The following is a 22,885-nucleotide window of genomic DNA, read 5'->3' on the forward strand; positions in this document are numbered from 1 at the left end:
ATCTTATTTATACTGCAGAACCTCTGAAAATACTTAAATGATAGCGAGTTAACATTATAAGTTGTCAAAAGGTCAAGTCATTCAAAAAATGATATGTTGATGTTATGTTTAAAAGACGTAATGAGTATTATTCGGACAATTCACCTCTACGATATTTTCCAACAAGGAAGTTAAAAATACAAGTATGAACATTTCCTAGGAAATTGCTCACAGCCATCAATGCATTAAAAAGTTTCATGGAATCCATCATTACTTTACTTTCAACAATCTCTTCCTGTCGTGATTTATATAATTTCTCAATGTCAAGATGGGTCTCAAAGTTACGTTCGTCTTTCCACCATGAAGAGGTATGGGATTGTTTTTCAAGGAGATATGTTAAATCCTGATATTGACGGTTAATTACTTCCGGAAAGTACTTCATTATGGATAGAAGTCTGTTCCATTCTGAATTCTTGTGAGATTTATCATTAAAGCCATAGAGTTTTTTGAAGCCCTCATTGAGGATTACAAACAACTTTCCACGCATAAATCTTCGGTCATAGTCACGGTCAGCAAGAATGAAGTATTTTCCGGCAACCATACTGTCAATCATTGTAATAAGGACAAATAAGTAGACAGAGGCAACTATTCGGTTTATTTCGTGGTATTCATCATGCTGTTCTTTCGCATCTTCCAGAATACTTATCATCAACGGAAGCCCCTCGGAGTGTTGTGCTATAATACCATCTACAACAGAAATAAATTCTTTACGTTCTGATTCCGAAAGTATTTTTCCGTTGTATTGTTCCTCATTAAACCATTGTGTATAATTATACTCTTTAATCTGCGCGTATTGTATATCTGCAAATTCTTCTTTCATAATGATATGTCTTTAATAAAACTGTTATGGATCATTTTTAAATGCAATGACAATTCCACTAATTATGATTTCCACAATAGGCATTAAATCTTTTTTTCATCAATCCATATTTAATATAACGATTCACTAACTTTTTTAATCGCCTTATAAATCTCACTATAAGAATCTCTACCTTTATATTTTTCAGCTAGTTCACATGCCTTATCCATTTTTGAATCAGCAAGCATTTCTTTAACCCATTTATCCTTCTCAAGGTATTTTCGAGTTTTATCGTATGTTGGCAGATATTGCTTTAATGCTCTTTCTGTAGCTGCTGAATCTTGAAAATATCGACACGTATCTTCAAAATGTAATAAAAACCAATATTCTATTGACTGTAAACTATCACAGAGAATCACATTGGGATTATTCTCATATTTCTTTTTGAGCGACAGCATTTTTTTATTTTCTGCATCAGAACGCCTGCTAACATCTGCATCAAAAACACATATTACAAAGACATCTTCATCTAGAAGTTCTTTTATCTTCTTTTCTATTTTCTCAATACTATTGTTTTCAAATAAACGAGGAGAAATAGAATATCTATAACCAAGTATTTTTTTCAAATGACTGAAATAGAATAATTCAGTCAAGCCCTCACCAACGATATGAATAACCTGTCTGGTCGCTGTATTTTTTCTTGCTTTTCTCATAAAAGTACATGATTATAGATTAGGAACTGCACCGAATTTACCAAATTTATATGCCTTTTGGAGAGAACTGATCCTATTCAATCCCTTGAAATCTGTTAGAGGATACAGCACACTTGATCCATCCGGATTCTTTTCAGAAAACCAGACATTATCTTTTCTAAGCAAATCTTCCTCTCCTAACAGTCCATCATAATGTGTAGTGAGCAACAACTGGGCTTGCCCTGATTCTTTTAGAAAACGTTCAATGATGTATTCTATCAATTTCGGATGAAGAGAGGATTCAATCTCGTCAACCGCAAGAAAAGCATCTCTTTCAAGAATCTTCTGCACTTGAGCAGCCAAGCCAAACGTACGGATAGTACCGTCCGATTCAAACAGTTCCGGGAACTCATAATAATCATTGTTACCATCATCAGATGAAACTTTATGCTGATACATAGTATAATTAATCGACCCCTTATGTGTTTCCTGCTCTTTGGAAGTAATATTTGAAATATTGAAATCAGCTTCCTGTAGATATCTCAAAATATAATCTTTTGCAGACTCATTTTTGATTGATTCTTCGGCATAACGACTTAAAGATGATGCAGGCACAATTGCCGGCATAACCTGATTGGTTAGATACTGAAGAACTGCCTCTAATTCTACAATATGTGTATTTACCTGCATATAAGCAGCAAAAACTGACATGTTATGCAAACACTTCAATGTTATTTCCTCTTTGACAGATTGCGACATTTTGATCTTTTGTCCAAATTTAATAACTGATACGTTATTCTCAGTATTTCTTTCAAATATAGTAGCAGGCTGTTGACTTGGATAATAGATCAGACTTTCCTTTGCTACGTGCCACCTGTCTAAAGCTACAGAATAGACATAACGAACTGCTTTTTCCTCATTCTTCAAGTAGAACGAAATCAAATATTCAGATAACTGCCTCGAACTTGTTTTATTCAGGAGAAACGGGACTATTTGAATTTGTTCTGCCTTATTAAGTGGGGTATAAGTAATGAATGATTTGATAAAATCACAAACTTTAATAATATTACTCTTACCCGAAGCATTTGCTCCATAAATGACAGCCACTTTCAATAGTCTCACATCACCCCCCAATTCGACAACATGATATGACTCCATATCCTTACTTCTATCAGCTTCAAAACTTAATATAGCCTCGTCTCTGAATGAGAACATATTCTTAAATCTAATTTCTGCTATCATATAATCTGTTTTTCCACAAATATATAACTAAATATCTAAATTTGCAAATTAGATTTCAATATTTACATCATTTATGCAAAAATCAAAAACTGATATTCTTTTATCGAATTTATTGTACCCGTAGTCAATATAATCATTAAATCAAAACATCAGTCCATCCATTAATATAAAAAATCGATACAAATTAACATCAGTCTTCATATTATCTCACTTCCAAAGATTAAAGGACAACTCAAAAATACGTATTCTATTTGCATAATATTGAACACCATTGATGAATATGCTACATCACTAAAAAAGGGGTAAAAAATACCTCGTTCTTGTAACTTATTTGCTGGAAAACTTTGAAATTCAACAAAATACAATTATCTTTGTCTTACAAAAAGAATGTGACGACATATAACTTATTGATAATCAATGAGTTATAATGACTAAAAATGACAAAAAATTAGACTTCTGTACCTTTTAGAGTTCCAAATATTTGATAATCAAAAACTTGCAATTACTGCATCGGAAAATAATAAAAACCTAGCGTAAAAGTCTCCAAAACATATAACACCATCAAGAAATAGCAATATGCCCATCATCGAAATATCATCACTATCCTACCCAGGAGTAGAAATCTTCAGTACTCTCACCGAAGCACAGTTACGCAATCGTATCGAACCATCCAAAGGTATTTTTATCACAGAAAGTCCTAAAGTTATTTCTGTGGCTATCAATGCAGGCTATGAACCTTTAGCTCTCTTATGTGAGCGAAAGCATATCACAGGTGATGCTGCAACTATCATTGAACGTTGTGGAAATATTCCGGTCTATACAGGTAAAAGAGAATTGCTTGCTACCTTGACCGGATACACTCTGACCCGTGGTGTTCTTTGCGCTATGCGTCGCCCTAAACCACATAGCATCGAAGAAATATGTCGGGAAGCCCGCCGCATCGTGGTAATAGACGGCGTAGTTGATGCAACCAATATCGGAGCCATTTTCCGTTCTGCTGCTGCTCTTGGCATAGATGCTGTATTGCTCACTCCTACTTCCTGTGATCCGCTCAACCGCCGTGCAGTAAGAGTATCTATGGGGTCAGTCTTTCTGGTACCATGGACTTGGCTGGATACCACCCTTAGCAAACTTCACGATTTAGGATTCCGTACAGCAGCTATGGCACTAACGGATGATTCCATCTCCATCGATAACCCTCTTTTGGCAACCGAGCCTAAATTAGCTATTATAATGGGAACTGAAGGAGACGGACTATCATACGAAACGATTGCCGAAGCCGACTATGTAGTACGCATCCCCATGTCACATGATGTCGACTCACTCAATGTGGCAGCAGCCGCTGCCGTAGCTTTTTGGCAACTCCGTGCACCGGATTCCAACAAGTAATAGTATAATTCTCATTTTCCTTCTATCGCAATCTTAATCACCCCTTCCAATCTATTTTCGAAAATATGATATGCCTCTTCAATCTTCCCCAAAGGAAACCGATGTGTAATAAGCGGCGTAGTATCTATCTTTCCTTCCTCAATCAAACGGAGTATTTCGGCGCAGTCGCATCCGTCAACCCCACCTGTTTTGATAGTCAGATTCTTACCATACATATCCGGTAAGGGAAGGAGCTGAGGTTTGTCATAAAGGGCTACTACAGTGACGACCGCATTAGGACGGGCACATTCCCATGCCATACGGAAAGTATCTTCAACCCCAGCCACTTCCAACACAACATCAGCACCGCCATGCTCACTGTTTCGAAGCACAAAATCTCTACAATTCTCCGGTATTGTCACCAGCACATCAGGATAATGCTCACGAATAAACCGAATCCTTTCAGAAGACTTTTCACAAACAATAATGCGTTTCGGTTTCTTCAACATCACACAAAGCAAAGTGCATATTCCGGTAGGTCCCGCCCCTATAATAAGTACAGTATCATCTTCAGAAATCTCCGAGATACGAGTCGCCCAAAAACCAGTTGCAAGCACATCGCCTACAAAAAGCGCCTGCTCATCACTCACCGAATCAGGAATACGGTTCAATCCCTGATCGGCATAAGGGACTCTGACATACTCCGCCTGTCCGCCATCAATACGGCATCCTAATGCCCAACCACCATTCACATCCGTACAGTTATTCACATATCCGTGTTGACAGAAAAAGCATTCGCCGCAAAAAGTCTCAACATTTACAGTAACCCTGTCACCCGGTTTGACCGAAATTACACTGCTCCCAACCTGTTCAACAACACCCACCATTTCGTGTCCGACCGTTATTCCGGGGACAGCACGCGGCACGCTACCATGTTTAATATGCAAATCACTGGTACAGATACTGCCAAGTGTTACACGAACAATAGCGTCGCGCGAATCTCTCAAATCGGGTGTTGGTTTGTCCAACAGCCCGAATCTTCCATGTTCGATATATGTATATGCAAGCATAGCATCCCTCCTTTATTATCAGTTCCTAATTTTTTTTGCGAATATAATCATAACGCACATAATAAAAGAACGATAACACAAAAAACACTACTCTTTATTGCTTGCATTCCACACCAGCAACGCCAATAACACGGACAGCAATGCCGCACCTATCCAGAACCAATTGATATAGGTAAAATCATAGACCTCCACACCATTAACAAACCGCTTATTACCTTCAATCAAGACACCACTCATCACATCCTGCAAACCGGCACCGATATAACTCGCAATACCCACTACACCCAAAGCCGCACCGGAAGCGTTACGGGGAGCAATATCCACGGCCATCAAGCCACCCAGAAAGCAAATCAGCACACCGATACCCAGACCGAAAAGAATCATAGACAAGGCATCCAACCAGAAATGCACTCCCGGAACAAGCAGGAAAAGACAAAGGGAAAAAACATTCATCAATCCGAAAATCAAGGCCGGAATATTACGACGCCCGCAGAAAAAACGGTCAGAGATAACTCCGGAAAACATCGTCCCCACAATGCCCCACACCGAACTGATGGAAATGATAAAGCTCGCGTCCAATGTGGAATAACCTTTCTCAGCCTGAAGATAGAAAACACCCCAGCTGTTAACCGCATAGCGGCTGATATACATGAAAGCACTGCTGAAAGCAAGTATCCAGATGGCAGGATTTCTCAAAACAGACTTCTGGGCACGGTTGAACTCGTCCGTTTCCACAGAATCCATCGCCTTTTTAGCCGCAGGAGCATTGACAGCCGGAAGACCCTTGCTCTGGGGAGTGTCATGAAAGAAACGCCAGACAATCAAAGCGCCAATCAGACCCACAAGGCCGGCACCGAGAAAACCGTAACGCCATCCGAGTGCGCTGACAATGGAAGCGACGATGATAAAGGTCATTGCCTCACCGATATTATGGCTGGCACTCCAGAAGCCATAGAAAGAGCCACGCTCCTTGTCGGTAAACCAGCGGGACAGACCGACCACACAGGAAGCAGCTCCCATAGACTGAAACCAACCGCTGATACCCCAAAGTACGGCAAACAGGATGAAAGAGTGTACAAAGCCCAAACAAAGGTTCACCAATGCGGTCACCAGCAGACCGGTTGACATGAAGCGGTTGATATTGCTACGGTCCGCAAGGAAACCGTTCGTAAACTTACCGACAGCATAGGTAAAGAACAGGACGGCGCCAATGATACCCAGTTCGGTTTCCGAAAAGACACCTTCATCCACTATCGGTTTCTTCACGACATTAAGGCTCAGACGGCAAACGTAATATATGCCATAACCCAATGTGGCGGCAAGAAAAGTAGACCATTGCAAACGCTTCAAGCGCCGTCTATCCTCAGGCCGGAAATCACTAGAAAGCGAGTTGGAGGACAAAGCTCCGCCGCTACAGGGTTTCGCTTGCGATACCCTGTAAAAATCAATAATAGACTTAAACATAACACTCAATCTTTATTCATGCAAATTCCTGCCTCTTAGATATTCCAGTAACAGGGCGGGACGGTCAGTCTGAATCAGGCGGGCTCCCTGACCGATTATCCATCCCCAGCTCTCATCCGGTTGACACAGTTCCACGGCACGGTCATCATCATGTCCGCCACAGAGTTCGGGCCAGAGGCTGTTGATAAAGATTTTTGCACCACTATCACGCACTTTCTTTATCAACCGCTGTACTTCGGGACCATCATTATTAAACACCAGTTCAAAGGCTTTAGGGTTCATGTGAGTAAGATAGCTGTCAATAACGGCTTCCGCATCCGCCTTATGTAAATTCACCACAGGCATGAAAATCATTTTATTCAGTACATCGCCATTCTCCGCCTTGACCTGTTCGTAAGGCAAACCGGCTTTCACGACGCACTGGTCCACCGTACCTGTTTTTTCAAGGATGGCGTAAGCATCTTTAAAATAATCATAACCCTTGTCCACGTTCACCATTATCTTACCTTTGCACAATGTCATTACCTCTTCAAAGGTAGGAATCTGATGACGAGTTTTACAACCGGCACCGTTCTTCAGTCTCAACATTTGTAATTCTGCCAATGTATAATCCTCAGGACGCCCTTTCCCGTTCATGGTACGATTAATCAGCTTATCATGCATCAAGACAAGATACCCGTCCTTTGTTTTTTTCAAATCAATTTCTACCATATCCACTCCCATATCAATGCAGTTCTGAATTCCTTGCAAAGAGTTTTCAGGAGCATTACGCCAATCCCCACGATGAGCAACAACTAAAAGTTGAGATAGATTGTCATTCAAAAAAGTATTTCTAATTTCATCAGCTTTGTTCTGTCCCCAACATAACTGGGTGAAAACAAACAATAAGAAAAACCAATATAATCTTTTCATAATATGTTTCTTTTTAATAAGTTTACTGTACACCGCTTATTATCTTTTCAAAAGTTTCACGAATACGGGATGGAACAGGGCGTATTTTGTTATAATCGCAATCTTTCATTGCCTCATACATAAACACTCCTTGATATCCGTTACTCCGCAAATCTCTCATAAAGTTTTGCCAATCTATTTTCCCTTGAGTAGGAAGCCAATGACACTCATTCACCAAATCAAAATCCGAAGCATGAATTGTTCCTACATATTGACCTAATACCTCCATAAAATGCCTTGTGGAACCCTTCGTATAATGATTTGTATCAAAACATACTTTTACACCGGGAATATCATGAATGAGTTTTAACAATTCTTCAGGCGTATTTCCTAAACAAGTACGTGGCAAGTTTTCAATACACAACTGTGCTCCTATACGGTCGGCATATGGTTTAAGATAAATAATAGAATGCCGTGCATTTTTTATACGTTGTGCACGAATACTATCCGCTATCGGTTCTGAACTGGGATGTAAAACTAATCGTGCAGGTTTAAAATGCCTGCATTGTTCTATCATCCGTGCCATAAAACGAACATTCTCTTCACGGAGCGAATCATCCAAAACCGAAATATCCAATACCCGTGAAAAAGGTAAGTGAACGGACCACACCTGCATACCTGCGCTATCAATTTTACTCTTCATCATTTTAATACGAGGTATTACTTCTTCCACCGGAACACCCCGATAACACTGATTAAAAGCTACTTCTACATAATGAACACCCTGTTCTTTTGCTTTCTTGAAGTCTGCTGCCACCGGATTTTTCCAAATGGCAGTGGTTGTCCCCACCTCATACTGTTGCGCATGGCAAATGAATGAGAATGTAGACAACACTGTCATAAGTATATACTTTCTCATTAGTTCAATTTTCCGTTCTTCCAAACCAGTTTTTCGCCCCACATAGGCACATACGTCTGTTCACAGTTTATCTTTGAGGCACGTTCCAAAGCCATTTCAACAGACCATCTGGACGAATCGGTATCTGCATGGGCAAGTTCCAGTATATGAGACAATAATACATAATCAGGAAGCGTCTGTCCCAAACCTGTACCAATAATATTATTTTCGGTCAAGGCATTCGGTGCATAACGTGGAATCAGGACATTCACATGAGATGCAATATTAGTAAATTGTTCCGGTTTAAAATTTGAATCCCCCGTATGTATCAAAGTAAAGTTACCGGTGTCTTCACCGCAATCTATATAAAAGACTGTTACGAAATTGGATAAACCGGAATTATTATGATCGGTTATGCTGGTGTGAATAGCAAAATTACCGATTGTATAATCTGTCGGAGTTTTAGAGGTATATTCATACGACTCATCTTGCAGATAGTTCGAAAGAACCGGTTTGCCAAGGTCAAACATCGCTTGAATCAGTTCCTTATTATAATGATCGGCATGATTATGAGTCACACATAAAAAATCAATATAAGGAGCCAACTCTTTTGCCCAACGATGAGAAATATCTATGGCGAAACAACCCGATGACGTTTTTATCACATATCCCATATTGTACAGTTGCCACAATTCAACGGTGCCTTCTTCTACTGAAGAATTTTTAATATCCTCCAAAACACGATCAAATGCACTACGATAATATATTAATATAGGGTCTGCTTTCTCCATATTTTCACTAGTCTGATCATATCCGCTCAGAAAAGTTGAAAAGTAATCACTTAAACAATTATCTGCATATCCTTGTATTTTAGTTAAAGCTCCGGTTCGTTTTGCGTCAAGAGTAAGTGGAGACGTGCTCCACAATTCTTGTACTGTAACATTGACTTCTTCCGAGAGGTCATCAAGAATTCCTTCATATCCTGTCGTTATGTCATCATTATCATTACTGCAACTCATGAGCCCTACCGCTAATAAGCAGGTAAGGAAATATTTTATTTTTCTTATATTGTCCATAAACTTTCTATATCTTTAAAATTCATATTTACTTCTGACGGTTGGTACCTTGCAGGTCGCCGCCACGCATACTCCAGGAGGATGCTTCAAAGACCTTATCAATAGCCAAAGCCTTAATAGATCCGATGTTTCCTTTGATAGTACCACAATAAAGACGTTTATCCGGCCCAATCGTAACACCTGCCATGACTTGTCCAACATTAGGTATCATACTATTGACTTCTCCATCAATAGTATTCAATCCAAATACAGCAAATCCTTTTTGAGTTCCCATATAAAGTACACCATCATCACTTAAAGCAAGGCCATTATAAATTAAATTATAAGTTGTTGTTAATCCCTTCGTCCATTTTTTATTTCCATTAGTCGGATCTACTGCATATACATTAGCAGATTTTTTTTCTGTAAAATATATAACCCCATCTTTGTCCACTACAGGAAAGTAACTATCATCGGTAGAAACAGGACAACTCCATTCTCTTGCTCCTGTATCCATATTGATCGATATCAATCCACCTTTACTTTTCAATGCTGCATACAAATGTTTTCCATTCAAAGCAAACGCACCAGTTTCCGTAACTTTCGTTTCTTCTGATGTTTCCCAACGCTTTTCTCCCTCCGAAGTATAAGAGTAAATTTTCGCATTGGTACCCGCATAAATATTCCCAGCTTTATCGACAGCAACTGCACTTCCTATCCCGCTTTTATCTAATTCCTCGGCCCATTCTATCTCTCCATTTGCTGCATTAAGAGCATATAATGTAGCCTTATTAGTGAGACAATAAAGTTTACTCCCATCTATTGATAATGCAGGAAAAGCATCAATTCCGGCATCTAATTTTACAGACCAAAGTTTAGTACCATCAGGTTTAATGGCATATACATTATCTTTAGAATTGTTGCCTACACATTGATAGATAATCCCATCATCTCCAACCAATGCGCCACCACCACCTTTATTATTGGAATAATCAATTGCAAATACCCATTTAATAACTCCACTGGCAACATCGATGGCAAATAGATGTCCGGACAAATCTTTCACAGTAGTTGGGATATACATTGTTTTACCATCTAATGAAAATACCGGATTAGACGCTTTTACATCACCATTATAATTTGCAAATTTCAAGTCTACCGAATTCCATTTATAATCTACTATTATAACTTTCAGGCTTCCTGTATCAACAGTACCGTTCGTGTAAGTCACTGTCACGGAAACGACATACTCATCAATAGCTCCATACGCATGCTTTGGACTTAGTTCCACAGATGTCGTTCCATCACCAAAATCCCAATTTACAGACTGTACATCACCTCCCATAAAAAACATGTCATTCAATGTAAATGTCACAGGCTCCCAAAGTGTCAGTTCCGTCTTTTCAGACTGATCAACCAAAATAGGAGAAACCTTTCCCGGAGTAGCCGAAACCTCAACAGGTTCAGAGTTTCCCGTAGGATAAGAAGCTACCATACTAAAAGTATATTCCATATCATTAGTCAATCCTTCAATGATATAAGACTCCAATGAAGTATCATCCAATGTTATTACCTTACCATTCGGGCTCACAGTTATCTGATAGTTCGTAAAACGTTCACTATTAGGCTTTATCCAATTCAACCGCACCCGCTCATTACCAGCAGTAGCCGTTAAGTCCGTAACAGGATAACGTGCATTCTTGGGAGTACAATTTACAGACGTTTTACCGGCCAGCCCACCTGCATAACGAGGTTGTACGGAAAAACCATAAGTCATGTCATTCACCAAATTCTCTACAACTACACTTTTCTTGTCAGCTCCTACTGTCATCTGTCCGCCATCATCCTCAGCGGCTCCGGTAGTCCAGATAACCAGATATTCGGATGGGTGAGCGTTTTCATAGTCTTCCCAGGTCAGAGTTACATTCATATCTCCGGCGCTTGCCTCTAAAGATTTCAATTCATACAAATCAAAATTAGCCTTCGGCAGCTCTTCTTCACATGCAGTAAAAACTGCCGCAAAGACAAAAAATAAACTATATATTACTTTTTTCATTGTCTGTTTCTTTAAGTTTAACAAGGAATCAATATCCGGGATTTTGCCATAGAAGTTTCTCATTATTGATACGTTCCAGTTCCGTTTTGGGAATAGGATACAGGAATTGGTAATCTTGAATTTCATGTCCTTCCGCTTTCATGGCCTCTTTAGCGCCCCCCATTCGTACAAGGTCAAACCATCGATGTCCTTCGTAGGGGAACTCGCGCTGACGCTCCAACATAATCGCCTTGCGGAAACTATCCTTATCAGGAAGCTCTGCAATCTGTATGGCAGAGCTGCATGAACGTGTATGAACCGCATTCAAAGCATTCATGGCAACAGAGGTCTGCGAGTTGCTATACTCTATTTCGTTTAGAGCCTCGGCATACATAAGCAGTACATCGGCATAGCGCAAAACAATCTGGTCATTACCCACCGTATTATAAGTGGCGCTCTTGACATCCTTGAATTTTTTCAACACAAAGACCTTGCTTTCCACTTGTGTATATTCTATCAGTTCCTTGCGTTTATCATCAGCGTCCGAATAACACTTTTTCAATGCTTCCGTCTGGTTGGTATCATCGCTCAAATTGGTTATGGAGAACCAATAGCCATGCCCCTCACCCTCTATATCCTTATTGAAACGAACTGCAAAAATGACCTCATTATTCATTTCATTATCCACATCGAATACTTTGTCCGGAGAAGACATCAAACTATATTTACCTATAATCTGAGACAGAACATCCCTTGCTTCCTCCCACTTATGGAAAGTTAGATACACCTTACCCAACAGCGCTTTGGCAGCTCCCGAAGTTATACGCCCTACTTCGGTACCTGTGTACGACTGAGGCAACATATTATTTTCTATTATCTGCTTCAAATCACCTGTCAGAAAATCATAAACCTGTTGTTCCGAACTGCGTCCGATCGCCAGCGCTTCAGAAACGGTTACGACTTTATCAGTCATAGGTACTCCTCCCCATAAACGGTACATATTAAAATACGTCAAGGCACGGATAAACAAGGCTTCAGCTTTATACTGCTTTTTCAACGCTTCATCGAAATCCGCTCCATCTATTTTATCCAGCACCAGATTACAACGGTACACACCATTATTAAAATTAGCCCATGCATCCTGCAAGATACCATTCGACGGTTTATCGGAAAACTGGTCTATATCATACCGATCTTGCGTTCCGGTAGTGGGAGCGCTCAAATACAGATTATCACTCCGATATTCACAGCACTCGGTAAAATAGCTTACCTGTGTCTGCAACTTTGAATAACAACCTATAACCGCTACATTAAAATCCTCGGCCGTCTTATATATCTTATCCGTAGGTACACTACTGCTCGGTTCCAAATCGAAAAAATTATCTGTACAGGACACCGACAGAAAAGCGGCTGATGCTATTAGAAGAAGTTTATATTTTTTCATATTTCATATCTATTAAAGGGGTAATTAAAGAGTTATATTCAGGCCGAATAAAAACGTTCTGGCCAGTGGATACGTTCCATAATCCTCACCCGGAGAGAGTGAGTTCCCGGGACGTGCATTAACTTCCGGATTATATCCGCTGTAATCGGTAGATGTCCAAAGATTTTGTCCCGACACATACACTCTCAGCTTCTCGACAAAGAAGTGGCGAGTCAAGCTTTGAGGCAAAGTATATCCTAAAGTCACATTTTGCAATCTCAGGTAAGAACCGTCCTCCAAATGCCAGGTTGAAGTTCTGCCGTTGTAGCCTTTTGACTTACGATTGGCACGATTCACCTGACCGTTACCCGGATTATCAGCATTCTTCCAACGCCCCAGAGCAATCGTCGTTCCATTGACGTTACCTTCCATATTATCAATATATCTTCTATTCAGGTTCAATATTTCATTTCCATAAACACCCTGGAAGTTAAAATCCAAGTCTATCCCTTTATACCATACTTTACCACCGAAACCATAAGTAAAGTCAGGCATATAATTACCTACAATCGTACGGTCTTTATCCAAATCCATCACGCCGTCACCGTCTACATCTACAAAACGGAAATCACCCGGCTGAGTATTGCTGAAATGAGGATACTTCTTCAGCTCTTCTTCATTGGAAAAGATACCGTCTTGCACCAGCAGATAGTAACTGCCGATAGGCTCACCCACTTTAGTGATATAATAAGCATGGTCTACACTGCCGGTAGAGATAATAGGAGCGTTGCCGGGACCAAGAGCCTTCACCTCATTCGTATTGGTCGCATAATTGGCATTGAACGAATATCCGAAATCTTTCGTAAAATTCTTCTGAGAAGTCAAAGCTATCTCCCATCCTCTGTTATTCACTTTACCGATATTCATCAACGCAGTACTATAACCTGTCAGATGAGGAACAGGAACATTCAGAAGCATATTGGAAGTGTTCGTATTGTAATAATCTACCGTAACTCCCAGCAGCCCCTTAAACATCTGTATATCAATACCGGCATTAATCATCGCATTCTTTTCCCAGCTCAAATCCTCATTTTTAATCGTATTGGGCTTATAGCCATAAATGAGCTGGCCGCTGTTTGTTCCAAGTATATAATTATCGATTGCCATAAGCGACAGATGGTCATAGTTGCCTATTTGAAAATTACCGGTAACACCGTAACTTGCCCTTATCTTTAAATCATCTATAAAAGAAAGTGCCTGAGTGTTTTGGAAGAAATCCTCACCGCTGACTCTCCATGCTGCCGAAGCTGACGGGAAGTACCCCCAACGATTATTCTTTCCGAAACGTGAAGAACCATCGGCACGTATGGCGGCAGAAGCCATATATTTACCTTTATAGCTATACTGAGCGCGTGCCAGATAAGAGGCTATGGTCCATTGCGTCTTATCGGAGTTACCTTTCGTCACCGTACCGCCCGAGATGGTCTGGATATAATCATTCGGAAAGTCTGTGGCCGTTACATTATCTCCTTTATAGGTTTCTTTCTGCGCAGACTGAACCAACACTACATTTAAAGAATGGTCTTCATTGATAGTAGTATTATAATTTATCTTATTCTCTATCAACCAATTAAAATAAAAGCCGGAAGAGCTGTAAGCAACAGGATTGGATTTGGTATCATAATACTTCTGTCCCAGCAACGGTAATTCCGAGGAACGGTACGTATCATTATGCGAGCCGTAATAATCACCACCGAAAGAAATATTGTAAGTCAGCCCTTTAAAAAACTCTATTTCAGCAAACACTTTTCCTACAATGGCCATACGGTCTACAACGTCGGATTGCAAATTGGCCATCGCGACGGGGTTCAATATGGCATTGTGTTGATAATCGTTCCCGATTCTCCAATAACCGTTTCCCTGATAATTATAACTTCCGTCCGCATTATATACAGGCCATACAGGCGGCATCATCAACGCAGACTGTACAACACCGCCTGAACCTGATGCGTCCACACGATTGGAAGTCGAGTAGGACGGAGAGAAATTAACCCCGAACTTGAATCTTTTGTACTGGCCGTCAAGATTCATACGCATACTGTATTTCTTAAAATCGGAATTGATAACGACACCTTCTTTATCGTAATAATTGGCCGAAACAAAATAGCCGACCGTTTTCCCACGCCCCGAAACAGAGATATTATGACTCTGTGTACCGGCAGTCCGAAAAATGGCATCCTGCCAATCGGTGTCCGTCAATCCGCGATCGCCATTCAGGTAAGGGAACAGTTCGGTGGGAATACGTTCCCACGAGTTGGGACGCATGCCGTTCGGGTCGTCGGGCGAAACTCCCGGATTGGCATCCAGATAGGCGTTGTCATGACCGTCCTTGGCAAACTCCGCAAACTGGTAGGCATTCATCATATCCAGTTTCTTCGATACATTCTGTATGCCATAATAACCGTCATACTGTATCTTCACTTTTTCCGTCTGCCCCTGTTTGGTAGTAATAATAATAACACCATTGGAACCGCGGCTGCCATAAATAGCTGCCGACGAAGCATCCTTCAACACTTCCACCGATTCTATATCATTATTATTAAGATTGGCGAAGCCACGTTCTACCGGTACACCGTCAATGATATAAAGCGGATCGCTACCGGCATTGACAGTGCTGATACCACGCACGCGGATACTGACATTGCCTTCCGGATCACCGCTTGGAGTAGTCACCTGCACTCCCGGCATTTTTCCCGCCAATGCCTGACGAAAATCTGAAGCGGATGTTTTGGCAATATCTTCCGCCTTCACAGAAGATATGGAAGTAGATACGTCGCTCTTCTTCTGCACGCCATATCCCACAACCACTACTTCCTCCAACAATTCACTGTCCTCTTTCAGAATTATATTGGCAAGCGCTTTGTCCCCTGCCGAAAAAGTCCGTGTCTTGTAGCCTATAAACGAGATGACAACTTCCGCTTTCTCGGGAACGCCAGCCAATGTATATTCTCCGTCAACATTCGTAATCGTTCCCAAAGAAGTACCTTTCACGGCAATGCTCGCACCAATTACCGGTTCGCCTTTTTCGTCAACGATGATACCGGAAATCCTTTTCATCTTTCCACCCTGCCCTGCAGCTTCCGAACTGTTTTTCGCTTTCAGATAGACTTTCTTTCCGCTTATCTCATAAGCAACGTTCATGCCGGACAGCAATCTGTTCAGTACATCAGACAGTTCTTCTTTATCCGCCCGGACAGTAACGAGTTTATCGGGATTGACCGTAGGACGGCTGTATGCAACCGTCAGTCCGGTCTGTTGAGTAATGGCATCAAAGACTTTCGCCAGTTTCACCTGCCGGAAATCCATTGAAACCTTTTGAGCAGTGGCCGTAATACAAGCCATAGAGCTAAAAAGCAGTACAAGCAGAATCTTGTGTTTCATAACTTTAATTTTAGATTAGCAATAGTATAAAATTCTCTTTATACTAAGTAGACACACAAGAGTCCGGAACGGGTGAGAGAAAATCTCTTTTTTTTGCTGAATTTTATTTTGTAGTGACAATTATCTCTTTTTCAGCCTCATCATACCGAAAGTATAAGGGGGCGATCTTCTCCAAATCACGCAATACTTTTTCAAGAAGTGTATTTTCGGAAGTCAGCGTGAAATAAACATTCCAAGCGTCCTGGTTCTCCACTTTAAAATCAACATTATACCAGCGATGCAGCACCTTGATAACTTCCGCCAAAGGAGCATCCCTGAAAGCGATTACATTTGTTTTCCACAAAGAAGAAAAGCGGGTGTCACTGTTTCGTGAAATGGTACAGCGGTCGTCCTCCCGGTTGTACACCAGCCGTTCACCGGGCTGCACCGGATATTTCTTATCCGAGGGGAGCGTAAGGTCGATACGCCCTTCATCCAGACATACGGTAATATCTTTATTATCCGGATAGGCATTGACATCGAACGAAGTTCCCAGTACATGAATGGCAGGTCCGTTCAGATTAACGATGAAAGGGCGGTCCGGATTTTTAGATACCACAAAATAAGCTTCACCTTCCAGATAGACTTCGCGGCTGGAAAGCGCGAACTTCCTGGGGTACTTCAAGCGGGAATCGGAATTGATATATATGCGTGTGCCATCCTGAAACATCATTTGCAGGCGCTCACCCTTTGCCACATAGATTTCTTCGTAACCGGAACCGCCAAACAAATCCACCCGCTTGTCCAACTGTACAAACAGGCCTGCCAGCACAATAAACGGAATCAATACCGCAGCCGCACGGAAAGCTATCCTGCGGATACGCTTCCGGCGGATATTCCTGCGAATACGGGCAAACAATTCATCAGACGCTATTTCATGGTTCACATAAAGTTCTTCATAACCAAGCTTCACCTGTTCCACCTCACAATCCATGCTTCGGGACAAATAGGCCGTTCCTTCATCCGTAGCGAACCATTGCGCGACAAGACGGGCTGTTTCAGGAGTAGATGTTCCGGCAAGTACTTCCTGTATCTGTTCTTCGGTGGGTTTATTCATCATCTTATTATCCATAGTATAAAAAAGACACTTAAATGCTTCAGCAGGGTGAGGTATGTAACAAATATTAGCAATTTATGCAGATGCGCGCGCAACAACTTCAACGCTTCCGAATAATGGGTCTTGATGGTATTGACCGACAAATGCATGCGCTCCGCTATTTCCTGATTGGTAAGTTCATCACGCACTTTCATCATACAGATTTCACGTTTCTGAGACGGCAGCTTGTCCAGCGCTTGATAAAACAATGACATCAGTTCCTTCTTCTCCAGATTCTCTACCAGCGTATCTTCATATTCGGGCGTGCTTTGCGCCATCTCATAATTCTTTGCGACGGCAGTATTCTCATTGCGGATTACATTAAGAATATGGTTCTTCGTCATCGTCACCAGATAGTTCTTCAGACTGACACCTACGCGAAGTTCCGAACGGAACTCCCAGAAACGGGTAAAGACATGCTGCACCGCATCCTCTGCCATGGTCTTGTTCATCAGGTAGCGATAAGCCAGTACATAAAGCAGCTTATGGTACTTTTTATAGACCACGGTAAACGCCTCCACGTCTCCCCGCTCTACCCGCGCGAAAAGTGTTTCATCATCCATATCCGGTGTTAGTGGTATAAACAAAGACATCCTACAGTTGCTCTAAGGTTACAAAAACAGGCCAAATATAGGTATTTATAGATTGAGTAGAATAGAAAAGGATAAAAAATAGCAGAAAACTTTTCATTTGTTTCCTTTCCTTCCCGGGAAAAAAGGCCTTACCTTTGTCTGCTATATCATTATACCTGTAAATATGAAACATCAATCAGAAAAGCCATTGGCACCTTATAGTTTCTCACGTTGCTTCAACGCCCAATGCGCAAAAGCCGAAACCTGCCTGCACCGCCTTGCCGCTGTCCGCGACACGCCCGAATATCCGTCCATCCGCGTCATCAACCCACTGTGCATACCGGCAGACAGCAGCAAATGTCCTTACTTCCAGTCGGCACAAAAGGCGCATGTGGCGTGGGGCATCAGCCATTTGCTCGATGATGTTCCGTACAAATATCTGCATACGCTGAAAAACCGGCTCATCGCCCACTTCGGTCGCGGAAAATACTACCGCTTCTACCGGGAAGAGTCTTACCTCTCTCCCGACGACCAAGCATATATTCGCAGCATATTCCGTCAGTATAACATCCAGGGAGAACCGGCCTTCGATTCTTACAGCGAGGAATATAGCTGGTAGAGTACCGCAGGGATGACGGGGAATACGCGATCCTATTTTATCCGACAAGTAAGCTAACAGATTAGTTCACAGTGGTGAACACTTTGTTCTATCGTATAAAAACATTTTGTTTCCATACGATAAAACGAAATGTTCCGTGCGTTGAAACAAAGTGTTCCAACATACCGAACAAAGTGTTCTCCATAAGGAAACAGTTTGTTTCGCGCATCCAAACAAACAGTCGGCCATATCAACGCCGTCCGTTCACCCTACGCAAACGGGAAACAACACACGAGACAGGAAAAAAAGAAGCATATAAGGAGCTGAAATGACAAGGATAAAAATTCTTTTTCTATCTTTGCGATACGAATACGCGATAACAGCGAGCATGACATCACCTTTTCAAGTCCGAGTACTGCTGCCGACTTCTGCACCGGCAGCTGCAATAACGGGTGGCGCGTTTGGAAAGACAAAGACGGAAACACATTGGACGCTGTTTACAGAAAGCAATTAGAGTAGATATTATAAAGATACTGAATAAAAAAGTAAAAAGTAAGAAAACAGAATAACCTTCCAATACTTTCCCTACCTTTGTATATCATAAAACAAAATTGAATGATATGAAGAAGTGTTTCGTTGGATTTCTGGCGTTAGTCGCTGTGTGCAGCGGTTGCGGCACAAGCCAAATGGCGTCGGGCGACCCCGGCGCAATATTTGCGGGTGCAGCCATCGGCGGAAATGTCGGTGGTGCCATCGGCGGTCTGATAGGTGACAATAACGGCGGCTGGCGAGGCGGTTATCGGGGCTCGGCCATCGGCACAATTATCGGAACCATTGCCGGAGCAGCCATTGGGAATGCCGTCTCCGCCCCGAAACAGGAAGAATACAGCTATCGGATAGAAAGAACGGAAACCTGCAAACCGAAGCCCGAAGCCTATCCCGCTCCCTCCGTTTTCGACAATCTGAGAATACGAAACATACGTTTCATCGACGATGACCGCGACCATATAATCACTTCCGGCGAAAGCAGCAAAGTGATTTTTGAAATCATGAACGAGGGGAATCAGACGATATATAATGTAGTCCCTATGGTGACGGAAATTACAGGCATGAAGCGCATCTATATTTCTCCGCCCGTCATGGTGGAACAGATAGCTCCGCGCAACGGCGTGAAGTATACCGCCAACATCAGCGCAGGAGACCGGATAAAGACGGGCGATATCACCATACGCGTGGCCGTAGCCGACGGAAACGGGCAACAATACGACTGGCAGGAATTCTCACTGTCCACCAGGCGGTAAAAGAGTTACCGGAGTTTCCATACGAACCGAACAACCTATAAACAACAGATTATGGCCGACAACTATCTGGAAAATCAATACGAACGATACCTGGCACGCAAGGCCGCCTGGGAAAGAGAACGTAAATACGGAAAGAAAAAGAAATCTGTACACCCGCGCCCTCTGCCGCAACAAGCCGAAGATGATGTTGTGACCGATTCGGAAGAAGTTATGCTGCATCCCTTCCATACGTCCGTAACAGACATTCCGCTGCCGGAAAAGTTTACTTACCCCTTTTGCTACACTCCGCATCCACTCTGCATCGCGGCGGTGAAAGAGGTGCAGGACTATCTTGGCCGACAAGACCGATGGAAAGAAGAGTTGGCGCAAGGCAAAATGTTCGGCGTATTGGTGGTGAAAACGGACAAAGGCGAAATAGGATATCTCGCGGCTTTCTCGGGCATCCTGGCAGGCAAAAACGTGCATCCTTTCTTTGTACCGCCCGTGTACGACCTGTTGCAACCGCAAGGATTCTTCAAAACAGAAGAAGAGCAAATCTCACAAATCAACGTACGTATCAGACAGTTGGAAGAGGATGAAGCATACAGACGGCGGATTGAGCAACTGACCGCCTTGCAACAAACCGCCCGAGCGTCTTTGGAAGAAGCCAGGCTGCAAATGAAAGCCGCCAAAGAGAGGCGGGAAGAACGGAGACGGCAGGCCGCCTTATCTCCCGACTGCCGAATCACTCCCGAAGAAGAAAGCACTCTGATACGTGAAAGCCAGTTTCAGAAAGCGGAATACAAACGTATGGAACGTGCCTGGAAAGAGCGTATCGCCCCTTTACAACAAACCGTCTCCACCCACGAGGCCGGCATACAGGCATTGAAAGCCGAACGGAAGGTGCGCTCCGCCGCCCTGCAACAAAAACTGTTCGGACAATTCAAAATGCTGAATCACCGGGGAGAAGTCAAGACGCTTTGCGACATCTTTGAGCAGACCGTACACAAAACCCCACCCGCAGGAGCCGGTGAGTGCGCCGCCCCCAAACTGTTGCAACAAGCCTATCTGCATGGTTGGAAGCCTATTGCAATGGCAGAGTTCTGGTGGGGAGAGTCTCCCAAAACAGAGATACGGCATCACGGACATTACTATCCGGCTTGCAAAGGCAAGTGCGAACCGATTTTGAGACATATGCTGCAAGGTCTTGAAGTGGACGAGAATCCGATGCTGAAGGAATTGCAGTCCAACAAGAAAGAATTGGAAATCATCTATGAAGATGAATGGTTGGCGGTGGTTAATAAACCGGCAGGCATGTTGTCCGTTCCCGGCAAAGAAGATGCGGCTTCCGTTTACAGCGTGGTACGTGAACGGTATCCTGACGCGGACGGTCCGTTGATTGTGCATCGCCTGGACATGGCGACATCGGGTCTGTTGGTGGTGGCAAAGACCAAGCAAGTTCACCAAAACCTGCAGGCGCAATTTAAAAACCGCAGTATCCAAAAGCGCTATATAGCATTGCTTCAAGGAATGGTTTCGCAAGATACGGGAACGGTTGAGCTGCCGCTATGCCCGAATCCGCTTGACCGTCCCCGGCAAATGGTACATGCCGAATATGGCAAACCCGCCGTAACAGACTTTGAGGTATTGAAACGCGGGGATAACCGCACCCGCATCGCTTTTTATCCACGTACCGGACGCACACATCAGCTTCGGGTACACGCCGCCCACCCGCTCGGACTGCACTGCCCCATTATCGGCGACGAGCTCTACGGAAAGAAAGCCGAACGGCTGTATCTGCATGCCGAGACGCTGGAATTCACCCATCCCATAACCGGGAAGCAAGTGAGAATCAGCCGAAAAGCAGACTTTTAATCAAATGTTCAGGAATAAACAACAATACATATCAGAATGACTATTCTCCGCCCCACCCCGCAAGACTATGACGAGCTGCTCGCCGTATGGGAAGCCTCCGTACGAAGCACCCACCATTTCCTGACGGAAGAGAACATACAGTTCTATAAGCCATTGGTACGAAACCGATACTTTCAAGCCGTAGAGCTTTACATCATCCGGAACCGGGAAGGAAAAATCGCCGCCTTCATGGGACTGAGCGATGAGCTCATCGAAATGCTTTTTGTACATCCCGCGGAGCAAGGAAAAGGCTGCGGCAAGCAGTTGATACAATACGCGCTCCACGAAAAGCATATATATAAGGTAGACGTCAACGAGCAAAACGAATCAGCTCACCGATTCTACCTGCACACGGGCTTCCGGCTTATCGGAAGAGATGAAACCGACCCTGCGGGAAATCCTTTTCCCATATTGCACCTGCAATGGAAGCCGTAAACAAACCCATATCGCATAACACAAAAACAGATTGACTTATGAGAATACACCACATCGCCATCTGGACTTTTCGTCTGGAAGAAATGAAAGAGTTTTATATCCGTTACTTCAAAGGTACAGGCAATGAAAAGTACGTCAATCCCCAAAAAGGATTTGAATCCTACTTTATCCGTTTCGACAGCGGAGCCGACCTGGAGCTGATGAGCCGTACCGATGTACGGGATACTCCCATTGAAGAAAACAGACTCGGCCTGACCCACTTCGCCTTTGCACTCAACAGCAAAGAGGAAGTTCTCGGCCTGACGGAACAACTGCGCAGCGCCGGATATACCATCGCCGGGGAGCCCCGTACCTCGGGAGACGGATATTTTGAAAGTGTAGTACTCGACCCCGACGGCAACCGGGTGGAATGCGTGTTCAAGGCAGTCTAAAAAGTCATTTTACACAGAATTTAAATCAACGCCTTTCGCCCGGCATTGCACTAAGTTTCTTATGTTTGCAGCGTAATTCATAAGTTGATTTTAAATTTATCGG

At 42.7% G+C, this 22,885-nt stretch carries 19 protein-coding genes and 1 pseudogene; 7 read left to right on the forward strand and 13 right to left on the reverse strand.

Features of this window, described 5'->3' with window-relative positions:
- Positions 1-127: 127 nt before the first annotated feature.
- From BUB52_RS06850 to BUB52_RS06860, 3 genes are all read right to left on the reverse strand, one after another.
- Positions 128-859: a hypothetical protein gene (locus BUB52_RS06850; protein WP_009121339.1), complete on the reverse strand. Its 732-nt coding sequence runs from the start codon at positions 857-859 to the stop codon at positions 128-130.
- A gap of 110 nt (positions 860-969) precedes the next feature.
- Positions 970-1,551: an RloB family protein gene (locus tag BUB52_RS06855; RefSeq protein ID WP_009121338.1), complete on the reverse strand. Its 582-nt coding sequence runs from the start codon at positions 1,549-1,551 to the stop codon at positions 970-972.
- A gap of 12 nt (positions 1,552-1,563) precedes the next feature.
- Positions 1,564-2,772 (reverse strand): AAA family ATPase, encoded by a 1,209-nt coding sequence (locus tag BUB52_RS06860; RefSeq protein WP_009121337.1) that lies wholly within the window; start codon positions 2,770-2,772, stop codon positions 1,564-1,566.
- A 576-nt stretch (positions 2,773-3,348) separates the two neighbouring features.
- Here BUB52_RS06860 and BUB52_RS06865 point away from each other — a divergent pair.
- Complete coding sequence (locus BUB52_RS06865; RefSeq protein ID WP_009121336.1) at positions 3,349-4,161, forward strand: TrmH family RNA methyltransferase; 813 nt, start codon at positions 3,349-3,351, stop codon at positions 4,159-4,161.
- Between the two features lie 11 nt (positions 4,162-4,172).
- Here the strand turns inward: BUB52_RS06865 and BUB52_RS06870 are convergent, their stop codons facing one another.
- The 10 genes from BUB52_RS06870 to BUB52_RS06915 form a co-directional block, all read right to left on the reverse strand.
- On the reverse strand, positions 4,173-5,210 hold the full coding sequence (locus tag BUB52_RS06870) for an alcohol dehydrogenase (RefSeq protein ID WP_009121335.1): 1,038 nt from the start codon (positions 5,208-5,210) through the stop codon (positions 4,173-4,175).
- A gap of 87 nt (positions 5,211-5,297) precedes the next feature.
- On the reverse strand, positions 5,298-6,674 hold the full coding sequence (locus BUB52_RS06875) for an MFS transporter (protein ID WP_009121334.1): 1,377 nt from the start codon (positions 6,672-6,674) through the stop codon (positions 5,298-5,300).
- Between the two features lie 12 nt (positions 6,675-6,686).
- Positions 6,687-7,586, reverse strand: coding sequence for a glycerophosphodiester phosphodiesterase family protein (locus tag BUB52_RS06880; RefSeq protein WP_039950547.1), 900 nt, complete (start codon positions 7,584-7,586; stop codon positions 6,687-6,689).
- A gap of 22 nt (positions 7,587-7,608) precedes the next feature.
- On the reverse strand, positions 7,609-8,484 hold the full coding sequence (locus BUB52_RS06885; protein WP_009121332.1) for a sugar phosphate isomerase/epimerase family protein: 876 nt from the start codon (positions 8,482-8,484) through the stop codon (positions 7,609-7,611).
- Entirely contained in the window at positions 8,484-9,539 is a 1,056-nt protein-coding gene (locus tag BUB52_RS06890; protein ID WP_009121331.1) for an MBL fold metallo-hydrolase, read from the reverse strand. The genes BUB52_RS06885 and BUB52_RS06890 overlap by 1 nt, the downstream gene beginning before the upstream one ends.
- 28 nt (positions 9,540-9,567) lie before the next feature.
- Positions 9,568-11,574, reverse strand: a complete 2,007-nt coding sequence (locus tag BUB52_RS06895; RefSeq protein WP_039950546.1) for an outer membrane protein assembly factor BamB family protein — start codon at positions 11,572-11,574, stop codon at positions 9,568-9,570.
- A gap of 28 nt (positions 11,575-11,602) precedes the next feature.
- Positions 11,603-12,997, reverse strand: a complete 1,395-nt coding sequence (locus tag BUB52_RS06900; RefSeq protein ID WP_009121329.1) for a RagB/SusD family nutrient uptake outer membrane protein — start codon at positions 12,995-12,997, stop codon at positions 11,603-11,605.
- 24 nt (positions 12,998-13,021) lie between these two features.
- Entirely contained in the window at positions 13,022-16,417 is a 3,396-nt protein-coding gene (locus BUB52_RS06905) for a TonB-dependent receptor (RefSeq protein WP_009121328.1), read from the reverse strand.
- Positions 16,418-16,520: 103 nt separating this feature from the next.
- Entirely contained in the window at positions 16,521-17,513 is a 993-nt protein-coding gene (locus tag BUB52_RS06910; protein ID WP_039950544.1) for a FecR family protein, read from the reverse strand.
- Positions 17,513-18,145 carry an RNA polymerase sigma factor gene (locus tag BUB52_RS06915; protein WP_009121326.1) on the reverse strand — a complete coding sequence of 211 codons (633 nt, stop codon included), beginning with the start codon at positions 18,143-18,145 and terminating at the stop codon, positions 17,513-17,515. The genes BUB52_RS06910 and BUB52_RS06915 overlap by 1 nt, the downstream gene beginning before the upstream one ends.
- Positions 18,146-18,308: 163 nt before the next feature.
- Here BUB52_RS06915 and BUB52_RS06920 point away from each other — a divergent pair, with 163 nt between their 5' ends.
- From BUB52_RS06920 to BUB52_RS06945, 6 genes and pseudogenes are all read left to right on the forward strand, one after another.
- Complete coding sequence (locus tag BUB52_RS06920; protein ID WP_039950473.1) at positions 18,309-18,743, forward strand: DUF6078 family protein; 435 nt, start codon at positions 18,309-18,311, stop codon at positions 18,741-18,743.
- A gap of 369 nt (positions 18,744-19,112) precedes the next feature.
- Positions 19,113-19,241: pseudogene (locus BUB52_RS06925) on the forward strand (DUF4357 domain-containing protein); the annotation flags it as partial.
- Positions 19,242-19,342: 101 nt separating this feature from the next.
- Positions 19,343-20,023, forward strand: coding sequence for a hypothetical protein (locus BUB52_RS06930; protein WP_009121323.1), 681 nt, complete (start codon positions 19,343-19,345; stop codon positions 20,021-20,023).
- A 210-nt stretch (positions 20,024-20,233) separates the two neighbouring features.
- A complete protein-coding gene (locus BUB52_RS06935; protein WP_087942765.1) occupies positions 20,234-21,877 on the forward strand; it encodes an RluA family pseudouridine synthase in 1,644 nt (547 codons plus the stop codon).
- Between the two features lie 36 nt (positions 21,878-21,913).
- On the forward strand, positions 21,914-22,351 hold the full coding sequence (locus BUB52_RS06940) for a GNAT family N-acetyltransferase (protein ID WP_009121321.1): 438 nt from the start codon (positions 21,914-21,916) through the stop codon (positions 22,349-22,351).
- A gap of 38 nt (positions 22,352-22,389) precedes the next feature.
- Entirely contained in the window at positions 22,390-22,782 is a 393-nt protein-coding gene (locus tag BUB52_RS06945; protein ID WP_009121320.1) for a VOC family protein, read from the forward strand.
- The last annotated feature ends 103 nt before the right edge of the window (positions 22,783-22,885 follow it).

It is taken from the genome of Bacteroides clarus YIT 12056, from assembly GCF_900129655.1.
GTDB classification, from domain to species: Bacteria; Bacteroidota; Bacteroidia; order Bacteroidales; family Bacteroidaceae; genus Bacteroides; species Bacteroides clarus.